The organism is Pseudomonas sp. 7-41 (assembly GCF_021233075.1).
Classification (GTDB): Bacteria; Pseudomonadota; Gammaproteobacteria; order Pseudomonadales; family Pseudomonadaceae; genus Aquipseudomonas; species Aquipseudomonas veronii.
In genome coordinates, this window is sequence record NZ_CP089551.1 from 5,922,068 (window position 1) to 5,938,203 (window position 16,136).

The following is a 16,136-nucleotide window of genomic DNA, read 5'->3' on the forward strand; positions in this document are numbered from 1 at the left end:
TGGGCGATGCCAAGCTCATTTAATCGACACAATAAAAAAAATGCGGAACTTGTGAGGACTTCACTATGGCTCAGGCCGCAATACTGATTACACCGACCTCCCCCGATGACCTCGCCCTACGCAAGATGTATCGCAAAATCAGTTGGCGCCTATTGCCCTTTCTGTTGTTGTGCTACGTCCTCGCCTATTTAGATCGGGTCAATATCAGTTACGCCAAGATTGCGATGCAGCAGGAATTCGGTCTGACCGATGCAGCTTATGGATTGGCGGCAGGGATTTTCTTTATCGGTTATGTAATGTTCGAAGTGCCGAGCAATCTCTGGCTGGCGCGGGTAGGAATACGTAAGACGCTCAGTCGCATCATGTTGTTGTGGGGGGTGGCTTCAACCTCGATGCTGTTTGTCCATGACAGCACTACCTTTTATGTCCTGCGGTTTTTTCTAGGGGTATTTGAGGCTGGATTTGCTCCGGGCATGATCCTCTATCTGACCTTCTGGTTTTCAGGTAAGCGTCGCGCTCAAGTAATGGCGTGCGTCCTGTTGGCAGGGCCAGTCTCGAACGTCATCGGTGGACCATTGTCGACCTGGATTATGGGGACTTTCGCCGACATTCATGGTTTGGCGGGATGGCAGTGGATGTTCATCCTCGAAGGGGCGCCTTGCATTCTTTTGGGTATCGCGGCGTTCTTCTTTTTGAGTGACTCGCCGGAACAGGCCAAATGGCTGAGCCAAGAAGAAAAACGGCTGCTGGCGAATGATCTGGAGCAGGTGCAGGCGTCAAAACAACATACTTTCGCTGCAGCCTTGAAAGACTGGCGAATTTACCTGATGGCCCTCATTTACTTCTGTCTGATCTGCGGTCTGTATACCGTCAGTTTCTGGCTGCCGAGCATACTGCGGGACGCTGGCGTAAAGAATATTTTCGAGATCGGGCTCTATTCAATGATCCCTTACAGCGCCGCCATTTTCGCGATGCTGATCAATGCTCGGAGTTCCGACCGCCTGGGCGAGCGCCGCTGGCACGGCGCAGTACCCGCCTTTCTGGGCGCAATAGGCTTAGTGCTGACCGGTTTCAGTTCCGGCAACCTGACGTTGGCGCTGTGCAGTATTACCCTCGCAACGCTATCCACATACTCGGCCTATGCCGTGTTCTGGGCTGTGCCCTCCAGCTACCTCAAAGGTACTGCCGCCGCTGGAGGCATAGCCCTGATCAACAGCATCGGTGCCTTCGGTGGCTTTGTCAGTCCTTCCATCATCGGTGCTCTGAAGACCTTCACCGGCTCGTTCGCTGCGGGGATGGCCGTAATGGCCGTCCTTTTAGTGATCGGCGGTCTTTGCACGTTGGCACTGCGTTTACCGGCCCAGGCTCAACCGTAGGAGCCGGGGATGCGTCCCAACTGACGGCACTCCTGCACTCCATTATTCACCGCTAGGAACTCACTGTGATGAAGACTGAACCTCACTACTGCAAAGTCGATGATTTACGCCCTCAAGCTGAGGAGCTGACACGTATTCGCCGCCATATTCACCAGCATCCGGAAATGGCCTACGAGGAGTTTCAAACCGCCAAACTCGTTGCAGAGCGCTTACGGGCCTGGGGGTTCAGCGTAACCGAAGGCGTTGGTGAGACCGGTGTGGTAGGCAGTCTGACGGTAGGCGCCGGCAAGAACATTGGCATACGAGCAGACATGGATGCTCTGCCGTTGACCGAGCAGACCGGCTTGCCTTACGCCAGTGTCCATCAGGGAAAAATGCATGCCTGCGGCCACGACGGCCATACCACCATGCTGCTTGGGGCCGCTGAATATCTGGCGCGCACACGAAACTTCCGCGGAACGGTGCACCTCTATTTTCAACCCGCAGAGGAGAAGGGCTTCGATAGCGGTGCGCAACGCATGGTAAATGATGGCTTGTTCGAACGCTTTCCCTGTGATGCCGTGTTCGGAATGCACAACCACCCCGGCGAGGCTCCGGGCACCTTCCTGTTTAGAAGCGGACCGTTCATGTCGGCGAGCGACAAGGTCGCGATTACCATTCATGGTCTCGGAGGCCATGCGGCTCGCCCACACCTTACGGTAGATCCGGTTGTGGTGGCGTCCAGCATCGTCATGTCGCTGCAGACCATTGTCGCGCGCAATATCAACCCTGTTGAACCCGCTGTAGTCACGGTCGGCTTGCTTCAGGCGGGGGTTGCTAACAATGTGATTTCCAGCAGCGCCTACCTTGAGCTGAGTATCCGCTCGTTCAGCAAGCGGGTCCGTAGCCAGTTGAAAGAGCGCATCGAAGCACTGGTCCACGCCCAAGCAAACAGCTATGGAGCCACGGCCACGATCGACTATATGGAAGGTTACCCGGTGATCGACAACGACCGAGCGCAAACCGAATTTGCTCTGCAAGTAGCACGGGAACTGGTGGGTGATGAGCATGTGATTGCCCATGCCGATCAGCTCATGTCCAGCGAGGACTTCGCTTACATGCTTGAGCAGCGGCCAGGTTGTTTTTTACGCCTGGGCAATGGCGTTGGCGAAGATGGTTGTATGGTTCATAACCCGGCCTACGATTTCAATGACAAAAACTTGCCAATCGGTGCTGCCTACTGGGCGCGCCTAGTGGAACGGTATCTAAACTAAAGCAAAAAACCAGCCCCTCGTCTTGGGCGATCCAGACTCGCCCAAGCCCGGTAAATCTATAGCAAGTCGCCGCTGCAGCTTAAATCACGTATTCATGCTGTTCACTCGTTGTAATGCGTTGGAAGCTTGAGCATGCAGCGCAATGCTGCCCACACATCAATGACCAGCGACCACTTGGCTGGACTGCCTGTCACCTTGCGCAAAGCCGTGGACCCGCGCTCTAGATGCAATGACCAGACTGAGGAGTAGCAGTATCAATAACACCCAGGGAAAGGAACCCACTCCCCACTGGCCGAGTAACACGCCACCCAAGAGTCCCCCGCCAGCGACAGCGCTGTTCCAGACGACGACGTTCATGGAGAGAGCAACATCGGCGCCCTTGCCTGCGGCGTCGGCAAGCGCGGTTTGTAGAAGCGTCGCGGCGCCACCAAAGGTCAGGCCCCAGATAAAAACACCTAGATAAATCGCCACGGCAGAGCCTGAAAACAAGCCGAAGAAAACCGAAACGGCTGCGAAGGTTGCGAGACTGGCCAACACTGTCTTGCGCAGATGCCGATCAACCAGCCGCCCCGTTATCCAGATGCCCGCCAAAGCGGCAACACCAAATACCAGCAGAACCAAACCAACCTCATCGGCCAACCCAGCCCTGGAAACAAACGGCGCGACGTAGGTATAAAGAATGTTGTGAGCCAGCATCCAGGTGAAGACGACCCCCAGCACCGAACGTACGCCAGGTGTGAAAAAGACCTGACGCAACGCCATGCGCTGTGAGGAGGATTGGCCAGGGTAGTCCGGCACCTTGATCAGCACCCAGACAATCAACAGCAAGGTCATCCCGGACATCAATCCGAACGCCATGCGCCAGCCCATGAATCCCCCCAGCCAGGTTCCCAAAGGCACGCCCAGCGACAATGCGATGGGCGTTCCCACCATCGCTACTGCCAATGCGCGTCCCTGCAATTGTGGAGCAACCATCCGTCGCGCATAGCCCGCAATGAGGCTCCAGGCCAGCCCCGCAGAAGCGCCGGCAAAAAACCGCGCAATCAAAGTAAGCCAATAGTGGGAAGACAGCGCCGTGAGGGTATTGAATACCAGGAAGCCGACAACTGTTAGCAGCAACACCGTCCTGCGGCGCCAGCTTTGCGTGGCAATAGTCAGCGGAATTGCTGCCAGCAATGACCCCAAGGCATAAACGGTCACCATCTGCCCAGCCAAAGATGCCGAAATACCAAGCCCGCTGCTGATCTCGGGCAACAAACCCGCGGGCAATGTCTCAGTCACAATGCAAATGAAACCTGTCATCGCCAGTGCCAGTAATGCTCCAAGCGGAAGTTTCCCGCTCTGCGGCTCATCTGTAGTCATTCGATCACTCCCACTAATATACTGATCGGTACAAATATAGGGAGAGGCCGCAGGGTAGTCAATAACTTATGTATCGATTAGTATTTAAGTAACTCTGGAGGAGATCCGACATGGCACAGATGGGACGCCCGCGCACGTTTGACCGTGACCTGGCAATCACTCAGGCACTGCATTTATTTTGGGAGCATGGATACGATGCGACATCCCTGAGTCAGCTTAAGGCTAATATTGGTGGAGGCATCACCGCGCCGAGCTTTTACGCAGCGTTTGGCTCCAAGCAAGCCTTGTTCAACGAGGTAATGGAGCGCTACCTCACTACGCACGGTCGGGTCACCGACAGCCTGTTTGATACGACCCTACCACCCAAGGAGGCGATTGAACTCACCCTTCGCCGGTCAGCGAAAATGCAATGTGAGCCCGATCATCCCAAGGGCTGTCTGGTGTCGTTGGGCCTGATGAGCGCTTGCTCGGACGAAAGCAAGGCCATTTCAGAACCTCTCGCACAGGCCAGGCGCTTAACCCGCGCAGGCATGGTTGCCTGTATCGAACGTGCTATCGCGGAGGGCGTGCTACCGGCGACCATTACCCCAGACACCCTCGCCGCGGTGTTCGACAGTTTCCTTCTGGGCTTGTCTACATTGGCGCGCGATGGTCTTCCACATGCCACGCTGGATGCCGCAGTGACTCAAGTGATGGGGATATGGGATAGCCTGTGTATTGTTCCCGACGGTCAATGAGCCAGACTCTCAAACGTCAGGAACCTTCCACGTGGTGATGGGCAACTTCGCCTGCAACTGAACACTTAGGTTCTGCTGACCAGCTTCAATTCATAACCGCCTGCGCAACAGCTGTGGACGTGTCCAATTCCCATTACGTGCGGTCCCGTCACCAGCATGTCCTCCTGCGCGAGCCGCTCCAGCAATCGAACTCTCGTGTCGAGGGCCTGGACTGGGTCCATGTCAAAACCGATGCTCCAATGCGGATAGCGCAATTGCAAGAGTGTCGAATGTATGACATCTCCCCAGATCAGCACACGCTGGCCACTGTTCTCAATCTGGATGCCACTGTGACCTGGCGTATGCCCGTGAAGTGGGATCAAGCTGACGCCAGGAATGACGTGTGCATCGGCAGGTAGTGCCTTGATACGTGGCGCATAGGCCGTCAATGCCGAGTTTGCCAATTTGAACAGGCCAGCCTGCGACATCTGAGGATGTTTTTCAGGAGCCGTCGGGTCGGTCCAGAACGCCAACTCCTCGTGCGAAAGAAAGAGCGTCGCGTTGGGATACAACGCACTACCGTCCTCTTTGATAAGACCGCCAACATGGTCCTCATGCATATGAGAAATAATAACGCCTTGAATCTGGTCAAGCGCGTAGCCAGCAGACAGCAACGCCGCCGATGCTTTTCCGAAGCGAGGTCCCAACTCGCGACCACAACCGGCATCGATCAACCAAAGCTCGTCGTTTTTCTTCAAAAGGAATGCGTTGATCGGCTCAGGGACCGGCCCCGATGCGGGGAGACCTGCACTTTTGAATAATGCAGCCCCCTCTTCCGAGGCCGCAGCTTTAATCATGTCCGTACTGCATAGAAAAATCCCGTCCAGTAACGTGACTAGTGTGAATTCACCGATAGTGTGCTCTTCAATCATTTCTTTATTCTCCAGATTGACCAGGGTAGGTACGCCGCAAGCGTCTTTACGCTCGCGCTCCAACCTTCGAGTGGTGGGTAAATTGCACGAGCAACGCAGCTGCGGAGGCGATCAAGGCCATGGCCATCACCGCGGTCCAGCCGCCGGACTGCCAGCCGATGCTGCCTGCGGCGGAACCGATGGCGCCGAAGGCGAATTGGGAAGCCATGAAAATGGTGTTGAAGCGGCCTCGGGCGGTGCCGGCGAGTGCGAGGATTCGCGACTGGTTGTAGATAAGAGACATCTGCAAACCGGTCGTCATCAGAATGGCTCCGACGCTAAGCCCCACCAGATTCACGAACGCGATCATTACGACAAAGCTCGCCACGACAAGGCCGATACCGACGTGACCGGCGTACTGGCCAGCAAGGCGCAACCCCAGTGGGGCAAGCATCACCCCGCCGAGTGCCACCACGCCGAAGAGCCCCGCAGTCCCACTGTTCAACCCAAACCCAGGGCCTTGCAGCAGGAGCGTGAGAATTGTCCAGAACGCACTGAAGCCGAAGAAAACGAGGCTTTGCACCAGTGCGGCCTGGCGAAGTTCAGCGCCATCGCGCACGACCCCAAACAATGAAACAAGCAACTCAATGTATGAAGCGCGGGATTGCGGTTGGCTGGTTGGAAGTTTCGCCGCGAGCCCTGCAAGCATCATCAGAGAAAGCACAGCGCCCAAGAGGAACATCGCGCGCCAGCTGAAATAGGCGCCCACGAAGCCGCTGATCACCCGAGCCAGCAACACCCCAACAAGCAGCGCGCTGGTGATTGATGCGAGAACTCGTTCCCGACTGCTTGGCGGGGATAATTCAGATGCGAGCGGGATGATGTGCTGGGCAATCGTCGCGAACACCCCAATCATGATGGACGCCATTGCAAGGCTATACAGCTCGGGGGCCGCGCTCGCGCAAAGCGTCGCTACCGTGAGCCCTATGCATTGAATGAGGATCAGCCGTCGACGGTCGATCTTGTCGCCTAGTGGCACCAGCAGAACCAAGCCCAACGCGTAACCAATCTGTGTCGCAATCGCGACGAGACTGACCTTGGTACCTATCCCGAAGCCGTCCGCAATCAGCCCGAGCAAAGGCTGGTTGTAATACTGGGTGCCTACTGACAAGCCGGTCGCTGCTGCAAGTAACAGTACAAGCCCCCGGCTCATGCCTGCGCCCTCAGTTTCCTGCTTGAGCTCTATAGATGGGGCGTTCATAACATGATCCTCCAGGCAGCGGGGTGCCGTTACCTGAGGTAAAACTCAGGCAAGCAAAAATTCGGGGTATGTGGTTTGTTGCGCTTACAGCCTTAGCGGCGGCTGAGAGGCATGCCGAACAAAACTCGTTTGTCCGCAGGATTTATCGATACATCATCAAGGCCCAGGTCAGTTCCGGTGCGCCACTCGCGCGGCCGCCCGTCGCACTGATCAGGACGCCCTGCCGCAACGCGGCCTGCCAATGGGTCCTGGAAGACTGTGATCGGCCCTCGCTGCGACTTCCGACCAATTCGTAGCGGACAGCGCGACGCCTTGGTAATCGTCAAGAATTGCTACTTTCATCACGTCACGTTCCTATATCCGATTTGGTCCGCAAGCACGTCTAAACCAAGGCTCCATACCAATGCCTGGGTGCGATGCGTGAGATATTGACCGATCGATACATATCTGACAAATTGCTGTTCGTGATGGCATCTATCTCTGCGAGAGATGTAAATGACAACCCTTCGGACCCTCGATCTAAATCTCCTGCATGTGTTTTCCGTGCTCATGGAGGAGAAAAGTGTCAGTAAGGCCGCTGCACGACTATTTATTGGCCAACCGGGTCTTTCGGGCGCGCTGCGACGCCTGCGAGAGACGTTGGACGATGAGTTGTTTGTACGTGTTGGACGAGGTCTGCAGCCAACGCCCAGGGCACTCGCGATTGCACCGGAGATCGCCAAGGCGTTATCTACCATCGAACACGCAGTGCGGGCGCCAGGGGTGTTCGATCCCGCCACATGGGAAGGTGAATTCCGCATTGGCATGTGTGACAACTTCGAGGTAGCACTACTTGGGGCCCTCGCGGCTCGAATCCGCGAACTCGCACCGCGCTCGCGCGTATTGGCAGTTGCCTCGACGAAGCGCGATTCGGTTCAACTTTTAGAGCAGGGCGCTTACGACGTCAGCGTTTCCGCTCACGAAAACCCACCTTCGTGGCACATGTGTGAGTTGCTATTCCAACAACGTCTTGTCTGCCTTTATGACCCCAGGCAGCTAAAACTGACATTGCCGCTGAGCATCAAAAGCTACGCGAAGGCCCAACATGTCATCGTGTCGTCGGAAGGCGACGGCGCGACAAACTTGGACAGCGTGCTCAGCGCTGCCGGGGTCAGGCGCAACATCGTCGCAGGCGTGTCGAGGCACGCGTCAATTGCGCCGTTATTGCTGTCGGTACCGGCGATTGCAACTGTTCCCGAGATCACGGCTTATTGCATGGCGCCGCTTTACGGCCTTGAGGTCACCGCCGCGCCCTTCGAACTGCCTATGGAGCAAATCTCGATGTTGTATAGGCGCACTGATCAAATGGATGGCCGCTCCATTTGGTTCCGGAATATTCTTAAAGAGGTCATATCAGAGACATTAACAAGTCGCACGACGCTGGATGCAGTCGTGCGACTGTCTTGACTTGATCGCCCCCTCTGGACGTGCAAGAACGCGTATCGCGATGTCTGAGCAATTTCTCCCTAAGCTCTTGCTCAAAGGGTTGTGATAGCTGCCAGCCATCCGGCGATGGTTGGAAAGTATCTAGAAAACCCGGGGCGATTCAGACCTCACCAAAACCAATACGGCAAAAACTTGGGTGTCGGCTCATTGGCCAACTCCAGGTGGTAAGTAACAGAGTTAAAGAAAAACATGTCCAATATAAGGAAGGCGACAGCACCAAAAGAGAAAATCACAAATTCACGATGTGGATGCACGCTGAAACGTGTCACCATCCAGGGCCTAACGGCAACAAGGGCAATCAACCCCATGGACGCACCGAGATAGTTCGGCTGAAGTGGAGTCGTCGCATACAGACCATGAATAAACGCGAGCAGTAACACTCCCAGGCCAACCACTGGCAGGTTTAAGCAAAACCTCAGCAGTTTGTCTCGGATACTTGCAAAGAGAGCGCTGCGATCCACGAAGATGTAGGCAGCCAACAAGGAAATAGCGGGTGTAATTGAAAGTATGTAACGCGCCTTCTTGGAGCTTGGAATCGTGAACAGTACGATCACCACAAGGAGCCAGCCCGAGAGATACAAGAGCATGTTCGTGGCTGGATCAGGTGAGCGTTCAAAAAAGCACTTCCCCTTCTTGGCGATAACGCTCAAAGCGATAAGAGCTGTTACGCCATAGGTCAGCAAGCCGGCAGAGAAATAGAAGTAATAACGAGGCGCGTGGTCACTGCCAAACCGCCCCAGCCCTTGCATGATCAATACCTCTTGTAGAAACGCGTCTCCACCTTGTACGTAGGCAGCCCATGTCAGCACCGCAATGCCTGTGGCCAGGACCAAGCCTGCCAGCAAGCAAAACACAACCAGCATGCGCCATTGCTTGCTCAAAAAATAATAAGCGGCGACCACACTGGCGGGGCCGATCAGCCCAATGGGGCCACGAAATGCAAAGCCCAGCGCAAGGCCTGCGAGCACAAGCAGCACGCGGAAACGTTGTTTGTATACCTCTCCCGTGTAGGCCAGATAAAAACACACCACTGTAAAAAGCGCGGGGTATATATCCAGTGCCAAGGAGTTCACGCCGTCCAGAAATGACCAGGTGAACAGGGCAAATACAACACCATATGCGCCCCATTTTTTCTCATGCAATGCACCGAGCTTGTAAACAAACACCAGCATCAAGGCCGCGGCAACACAGAAAGGAAGACCCATTGAAAGAATCGATACACGACCAAACGGCAAAGAAACCAGATAAACAAGGAGCGTATTGATCACCGTGTAATCGGGATATGGCCGCAGATCATCCGCAATTGGAAACAGCGTCACCCCATGCGCGAGCATATATTGAGCAAAATCGACAAAGCGCGTTGTGTAATTGAGCACAGCAGGCTTGTATTGCAGTACTGCAAACACGAGAAATGTCAATATAAAAATAAATGAGCATGGCTTTTTTACAGCCATTTCCTTTAGCACTTTCATGTGGACCTGCTATCCCAAAAAACTCGCAGGCTAGCATTTTGCTTTTTGCGCCATCCAGACAAAAACAGTGAAAACTTGTTAAACACATGCGACCTATTGACTCAACTAATCAACTAGCATGCGAGTTCTGAACATCAGCTGAACACACTCTAAAAACATGCAAACAGCCCAGCGCCGGTATTGACTCTCTCACCAATAAACTCTATGGATTCGCCAATTTCGAACTATCGAGCACGGACTAGCACGTACATCGGCGTCATGTTGCATCCAGGGAAATCCCCCGCCGTCGGGTGATATTCGTCATTGCCCGTGTTGTAACCCACCGCACGGTCTATGGCAGCGCCGACCACCGTGGGCTCCAGATCATCAAGATAGAACGGGCCCTCCAGGCCAATGCATCACCAGTTCACAATCATCGGCAACCCGGGACGGAAATCGTGTGTCCGGCCGCTGGCGCCATGATCGATTTCCAGTAAGAGCAGGTGTTCATCACCCTGAACAATTTCAAACTCTTTCAGCTGGTTTGCGCAGGTGGCAGCGGTCGAAAACGCTTGGTGGTCGGGCGTGATAACGCGCAACGATGTCATCTCGCGAAAGCCGTTGGGATGTTCAAACGGCTGCGCTCGCTCAGCAGGCGCCTCATCTGGCCTCTTGGCAAACGAAAGAAAAAACCACATCGGTTCGGATATCGGCGCATGCCCTACGTCGACTTTCAGCGCGGCGGGTAAGTAAACAGGTCGATACTCCCAGACCGGAAACAGTGGCTTCTCGTCGACGCTGGAGGGCCTGAAGCAAATGCCAAAGGGCGAAGCGACCCCATCCGTACACGTGAGGCGGTCAAAGAGTTGGGTTGGCGCGGTTAACGGACTTTGAGCTTCCAACTCATCGGTGAGATGCAAAAGCTCAATGAATGAGTTTCGCCAGAAGAACCTTCTATTGGCCGTGCCTTGGCCGGGGTGGACGTTTGGCGTCCCTTCAGCAAGCCCGAGGGCTTTCAAAGCATCAGCGCCTTGGCCGTCATCATTCACACAAATAAAGATGTGATCCACTTCCATCGTTAATTCCCTTTAATCCCAGGCGTTGATTGCCCAACCATGCGGCCACAGGTTAACAACCTCACTCGCCCGCTGCATCGGATCAACTCATGTCCAGTTCGAGCAATTGACTGGCCATGTTCAGGAAGTTGGCAAGCGTCGGTGTCGTATCGTCGCGGCGGTAAACCAGGCCGGTTTCCAGATGTGGCGCATTTTCCTCCAACGCGAGATAGCACACCCCCGAGCGAGCGAGATGGCGCAATGACGCCGGCACCAGCGCGATGCCCATGCCTGCCGATACCAAGCTAATGATCGTCTGCATCTGAATAGCGTGCTGGGCAATATGCAGGCTACCGCCGCACGCGGCGTAGTAGCCGGTGACCAGGTCATAGAACGCCGGTGCCGCACGCCTGGGAAAGACCACCAGCGGGCAAGATATCATCGCGTCCGAAGATAACCGGCCCTCCACATCGACCAGGCGCCCGTCCGCCATCCACGCTTGCGGCACAGCGGCAATCAGTGGCTCGACGACCAAAGACCGGTAGGCCAATTGATCGGGGATCGTGGCCCACGGGTTGGCAATGACAATGCCTGCGTGCCCCTTGCCCTCGAGCAGCGCAGCGATCTGAAGATCACTGGTAGCCTCCATCAACGAAAGCTCCACCGCCGGGTACAGGCTGCGGAACCGTTGGACCAGCACGGGAAGAATGCTGTAGTCAGCGGTACTGACAAACGACAGTTCCAACCCGCCGGCATCGCCGCGAAGGATGGCTTGCGCTGTATGACCCAGCGCATCGATAGCCCCCAGCGCGGCCCGCACCTGAGGTAGCCATTGCTCGGCGAACGGGGTCAGCGCCACGCTGCGTTTGGTCCGTACAAACAGCGAGGCACCGACTTCGCGCTCCAGCGCCATGATCGACTGGCTCAACGGCGGCTGGGTCATGCACAGGCGTTGCGCTGCCAGGCTGAAATGCAAAGTCTGGGCGACAGCGACAAAATGCCTGAGCTGGCGAACATCCATTTCTTATACCTCCAGAGACTTAATAAGCATTAAATAATATATTTCACAGCCTTCCAACCGATCTTTAGCCTGAGTCCATACCGTCAGCCCAGGAGGACTCAATGCCCGCTTATCGTTCGAGAACCACTACCCATGGCCGCAACATGGCCGGTGCCCGCAGCCTGTGGCGCGCCACAGGTATGACCGATGACGACTTCGGCAAACCCATCATTGCCATCGCCAACAGCTTTACGCAGTTTGTTCCAGGCCACGTACACCTCAAGGACCTCGGCCAACTGGTTGCCGGCGAAGTGATGGCGGCCGGTGGCGTGGCGAAGGAGTTCAACACCATCGCCGTCGACGACGGTATCGCCATGGGCCATGACGGCATGCTTTATTCACTGCCCTCGCGGGAACTGATCGCCGATGCCGTTGAATACATGGTCAACGCGCATTGCGCCGATGCGCTGGTGTGCATCTCCAACTGCGACAAAATCACCCCCGGCATGTTGATGGCTGCCATGCGCCTAAACATTCCGACCGTGTTCGTTTCTGGCGGGGCGATGGAGGCTGGGAAAGCGGTAATCAAAGGCACGCGCCAGTCTCTGGACCTGATCGACGCGATGGTGATCGCCGCCGACGACGCCTATAGCGACGAGGAAGTCGCCGCGGTCGAACGCGCCGCCTGCCCCACCTGCGGCTCATGCTCCGGCATGTTCACCGCCAACTCAATGAACTGCCTGACAGAAGCGCTTGGCCTGGCATTGCCCGGCAATGGTACGGTGCTGGCGACTCATGTTGAGCGTGAGGGCTTGTTTCGCCAGAGCGGGCGGCTGATTGTCGAGTTAGCCAAACGTTGGTATGAACAGGACGACGCACGCGCGTTGCCGCGCAACATTGCCAACCGCGCGGCGTTTGCAAACGCCATGAGCCTGGACATCGCCATGGGCGGCTCGACCAACACGGTCCTTCACCTGTTGGCAGCTGCGCGCGAAGGCGGCGTGGCGTTCAACATGGCCGACATTGACCGGCTGTCTCGCCAAGTCCCGTGGCTGTGCAAAGTCGCGCCCGCCTGCAGCGATGTACACATCGAGAACGTGCATCGCGCCGGTGGCATCATGGCGATACTTGGCGAGTTGGACCGCGCAGGCTTGATCGACACAAGCCTGCCGACAATCCACGCGCCCACCTTGAAAGATGCGCTGGATCGCTGGGACATCGCCCGTAGCCCAGACCAGCAAGTGCAGACATTTTTCCGCGCAGCGCCAGGCAATGCCCTCACCCAGCGAGCCTTCAGTCAGTCAGCGCGCTGGGATGACCTGGACACAGACCGGTCAACGGGCGCGATCCGATGCGCTGAACAGGCTTTCAGCAAGGACGGCGGCCTCGCGGTGCTGTTTGGCAACCTGGCGCCGGAGGGCTGTATCGTCAAAACAGCCAGCGTCGCCCCCTCCATGTTGGTGTTCGAAGGCAAAGCGGTGGTTTTCGAAAGTCAGGAGGCGGCGGTGGCTGGCATCCTTGGCGACCAGGTGGTGCCTGGCGATGTGGTGGTCATCCGCTACGAAGGCCCCAAGGGCGGCCCTGGCATGCAGGAAATGCTCTACCCCACCAGCTATCTCAAATCCAAAGCGCTGGCCAAGTCCTGCGCGCTTTTGACCGACGGGCGATTTTCGGGCGGCAGCTCCGGCCTGTCCATCGGCCATGTCTCACCGGAAGCGGCGGAAGGTGGACTGATAGGCCTGGTGGAAACAGGGGACGTGATCAAGATCGATATTCCCAACCGTTCCGTTGAACTGAGGGTCGACGAGGCAACGTTGAACCAGCGTTACCACTCGATGGATGCCAAGGAAGGGCAAGCCTGGCAGCCCGCCGCACGGGCGCGAAAAGTGTCGGCGGCACTTCAGGCCTACGCGGCACTGACATCGAACGCGGCTCGCGGTGCGGTCAGGGATGTGACGCAGGTTCAGCATCGAGCTGGCGGCAGACGAGCATCCCCCCCTGCCCCACCGCGAATCGCAACACTACCGCCAACCGTTTTTCTCGACAGGGACTGAAACAACCGACGGTTCGACCGGGGGACGAATAAGCGTACAGGTGTACGCTTTCTGGCGGGCGCCTATCGTTAGTCAGCGAGATGTCCGTATCCGGCTGCACGGGTGAAGTCGGCCAAATGCCAGATCTCACCGTTCGCCCCCCACGTTCCGTCGACAACCTCCTCGATCTGTATCGAGCTCAGCAACCGGCGCTGATCCCCCGCCGCCAGGTTCGATTGTAGGGTGCCATGCAGTTCACTCACGTAGCGCTGGCGCATCGGTGCATCAAGGACGCCGGCGGGCACCTTGACGATGACCATGCACGGGACAACCTGGGCATGAGGAGCAACGCCTCCGCACAGCCATTGATCGGCCTGCACTTCCTCAATCAACACCCAGCACAACATACGTTGCTGAGGGGCATCGCCCATGTGTTCATTAATCATCGCCACGTCGCTCACGCTTCGAAGCAACTGGTGGCGCTGTGGCAGGTTGAAAGCGCCGGTAGGCACCTTGATCAGGATGTTTGGCATGGCGAAACCTCGCGGTTAACTGGAAGCGCCATTGGGCCAGTTATCCCTTCCCTCGATAAGTGACTGATTCGTCTTCTTTCGGGCATAATCGGACAATGTACGATTTCACTGTCCTCGTCTTTCCAGGGGCGTTCGCCTCGAGCGTCGCAGCCACCCTGGACATCCTCGGCACCGCCGCAATACTTGCGCAGCGCCGCGGCCTTGCCGTGCCGCGCTGGCGCGTGTGTGGGCCGCAGCCAGGGTTGAGTACGCTGGGCCAAGGCATGCTGCTGCAGGTCGACGCGCTGACCACAGATGTCGAGGACAACTCCTGCTGGGTCATTCCGGGCCTCGGCATCAGCGACTTCGACGTGCTGCGGCAGCGGCTTGAGGAAGACGTGGTCCTTCAGACCCTGCCAGCGCTGAAGGCACATGTGAATCAAGGCAAGGAGATTGCCGCCTCATGCTCGGCGGTCTTTCTCCTGCATGCCGCCGGGTTGCTCACGGGGCGACGGGTGACGACTTCCTGGTGGCTCGCCCCTTGGCTGTCGAGCATGGCGCCTGACTGCATTGTCGACCCCAACGTCATGGTGCTCCGCGATCCGCCGCTGACGACCGCCGGTGCAGCCTTCGCACAAACCGACTTGATGCTGCACCTGCTGCGCAGACGTCTGTCGCCGGAACTCGCCGACGCGGTGGGCAAGGCCCTGCTGCTCGATGGCCGGCAATTGCAGTCCCCCTTCATCAACCCGGCAATCATGGCCCAGGGCAATACGCTGGTCGCCAACCTCACCGCCTACATCGAAGCACGCCTGCCCCATCCCCCCAGTGTGCCGAGCCTTGCGGCATACGTCGGCATGTCTGAGCGAACGCTGTCGCGGCACCTTCGAAAAGCAACCGGTCTTTCAACTCGCAATCTGATCCAACGCGTGCAATTGAACAGAGCCCGCGTGCTGCTGGAAACCAGCAGGCACTCCGTTGAATCTATCGCCGCGCAGGTGGGATACCAAGATGCCACGGCCCTGCGGCGACTCATGCGCCGCCTGTTGAACGCCTCGCCAAAACAACTGCGCCAGTAAGCTCTAACCGCTGGCAGCCCTTGAGTGCCGCACTCCTCCGCTGCACGGCGCCTCACTCAATCCGGTCAGCCATGCACCCGAACCGCTGACGCATGCCCGCGCTGGCCGCGGGTCCGGCCTGCACGCTGCACTGGTCCAGGGGCACAAGACGGCCATCGGCGATATCCGCCATCATCGGCAGCACCGGCCGCCCCGTCTCCCGCTCGACAATCTGCACGCTTTCCCCTTCTGGCGCGTAATGGCGATTGCCCCAGGCCACGAAGGCCATGAGCACCACACGGAAATCTTCGCCCTTGGCCGTCGGCACGTACTGGTAGCGCAACGGGCGCTGACTGTAAGGCTGACGCTCGAGCAGGCCCGCCTCCACCAGCGAGTTCAAGCGTCTGGTGAGCATGTTCGGGGCGATATCCAGGCTGCGGGAAAACTCCTCGAAGCGTCGCAGGCCATGCAGGGCGTCGCGCATGATCAAAATGCTCCACCACTCGCCAACCCGTTCCAGGCTACGGGCGATCGGGCATTCGGCATGAATGAGGGTCTTGCGCTGCATGACAGTTCCTTACGGGGTTCGAACATTTGGTGGCCAGGCATGTTACTTTCATAATGATAGTGACGTCCATATGTCGTTACCCCTCCCTTAAGCAC

Annotated in this window: 14 protein-coding genes; 6 read left to right on the forward strand and 8 right to left on the reverse strand. The window is 57.1% G+C overall.

Translation table 11 applies throughout. From position 1 onward, the window contains the following. Positions 1 to 65 precede the first annotated feature (65 nt). A complete protein-coding gene (locus tag LQ249_RS26935) occupies positions 66 to 1,376 on the forward strand; it encodes an MFS transporter (protein WP_079444731.1) in 1,311 nt (436 codons plus the stop codon). 68 nt (positions 1,377 to 1,444) lie between these two features. After that, the gene (locus LQ249_RS26940) at positions 1,445 to 2,629 is read left to right on the forward strand and encodes a M20 aminoacylase family protein (RefSeq protein WP_108525469.1); all 1,185 of its coding nucleotides are present in this window, start codon (positions 1,445 to 1,447) and stop codon (positions 2,627 to 2,629) included. Positions 2,630 to 2,785: 156 nt separating this feature from the next. On the opposite strand, the gene LQ249_RS26945 is transcribed toward LQ249_RS26940, so the two are convergent. Further along, positions 2,786 to 3,991: an MFS transporter gene (locus LQ249_RS26945; RefSeq protein ID WP_232566017.1), complete on the reverse strand. Its 1,206-nt coding sequence runs from the start codon at positions 3,989 to 3,991 to the stop codon at positions 2,786 to 2,788. A 110-nt stretch (positions 3,992 to 4,101) separates the two neighbouring features. Between LQ249_RS26945 and LQ249_RS26950 the strand changes: the two genes are divergently transcribed. After that, positions 4,102 to 4,728, forward strand: a complete 627-nt coding sequence (locus tag LQ249_RS26950; RefSeq protein ID WP_057005089.1) for a TetR/AcrR family transcriptional regulator — start codon at positions 4,102 to 4,104, stop codon at positions 4,726 to 4,728. A gap of 65 nt (positions 4,729 to 4,793) precedes the next feature. Here LQ249_RS26950 and LQ249_RS26955 read toward each other — a convergent pair whose 3' ends face one another. Both LQ249_RS26955 and LQ249_RS26960 read right to left on the reverse strand, forming a co-directional pair. Then, complete coding sequence (locus LQ249_RS26955; protein WP_232566018.1) at positions 4,794 to 5,639, reverse strand: MBL fold metallo-hydrolase; 846 nt, start codon at positions 5,637 to 5,639, stop codon at positions 4,794 to 4,796. 46 nt (positions 5,640 to 5,685) lie between these two features. Continuing rightward, a complete protein-coding gene (locus LQ249_RS26960) occupies positions 5,686 to 6,879 on the reverse strand; it encodes an MFS transporter (protein ID WP_177029903.1) in 1,194 nt (397 codons plus the stop codon). 495 nt (positions 6,880 to 7,374) lie between these two features. Here LQ249_RS26960 and LQ249_RS26965 point away from each other — a divergent pair, with 495 nt between their 5' ends. Then, positions 7,375 to 8,325 (forward strand): LysR substrate-binding domain-containing protein, encoded by a 951-nt coding sequence (locus LQ249_RS26965; RefSeq protein WP_232566019.1) that lies wholly within the window; start codon positions 7,375 to 7,377, stop codon positions 8,323 to 8,325. A 146-nt stretch (positions 8,326 to 8,471) separates the two neighbouring features. On the opposite strand, the gene LQ249_RS26970 is transcribed toward LQ249_RS26965, so the two are convergent. From LQ249_RS26970 to LQ249_RS26980, 3 genes are all read right to left on the reverse strand, one after another. Beyond that, positions 8,472 to 9,836: a hypothetical protein gene (locus LQ249_RS26970; RefSeq protein ID WP_232566020.1), complete on the reverse strand. Its 1,365-nt coding sequence runs from the start codon at positions 9,834 to 9,836 to the stop codon at positions 8,472 to 8,474. A 398-nt stretch (positions 9,837 to 10,234) separates the two neighbouring features. Next, a complete protein-coding gene (locus LQ249_RS26975) occupies positions 10,235 to 10,891 on the reverse strand; it encodes a VOC family protein (protein WP_232566021.1) in 657 nt (218 codons plus the stop codon). An 82-nt stretch (positions 10,892 to 10,973) separates the two neighbouring features. Beyond that, positions 10,974 to 11,891, reverse strand: a complete 918-nt coding sequence (locus tag LQ249_RS26980; protein WP_046382019.1) for a LysR family transcriptional regulator — start codon at positions 11,889 to 11,891, stop codon at positions 10,974 to 10,976. Positions 11,892 to 11,992: 101 nt separating this feature from the next. On the opposite strand from LQ249_RS26980, the gene ilvD reads away from it, so the two are divergent. Beyond that, a complete protein-coding gene (gene ilvD / locus LQ249_RS26985; protein WP_046382018.1) occupies positions 11,993 to 13,924 on the forward strand; it encodes a dihydroxy-acid dehydratase in 1,932 nt (643 codons plus the stop codon). A 68-nt stretch (positions 13,925 to 13,992) separates the two neighbouring features. Here ilvD and LQ249_RS26990 read toward each other — a convergent pair whose 3' ends face one another. Next, positions 13,993 to 14,436 carry a tautomerase family protein gene (locus LQ249_RS26990; protein WP_108525475.1) on the reverse strand — a complete coding sequence of 148 codons (444 nt, stop codon included), beginning with the start codon at positions 14,434 to 14,436 and terminating at the stop codon, positions 13,993 to 13,995. Between the two features lie 95 nt (positions 14,437 to 14,531). Here LQ249_RS26990 and LQ249_RS26995 point away from each other — a divergent pair, with 95 nt between their 5' ends. Continuing rightward, positions 14,532 to 15,494: a GlxA family transcriptional regulator gene (locus LQ249_RS26995; protein WP_079444738.1), complete on the forward strand. Its 963-nt coding sequence runs from the start codon at positions 14,532 to 14,534 to the stop codon at positions 15,492 to 15,494. Between the two features lie 52 nt (positions 15,495 to 15,546). On the opposite strand, the gene LQ249_RS27000 is transcribed toward LQ249_RS26995, so the two are convergent. Beyond that, complete coding sequence (locus tag LQ249_RS27000) at positions 15,547 to 16,041, reverse strand: winged helix-turn-helix transcriptional regulator (protein ID WP_057005095.1); 495 nt, start codon at positions 16,039 to 16,041, stop codon at positions 15,547 to 15,549. Positions 16,042 to 16,136 lie beyond the last annotated feature (95 nt).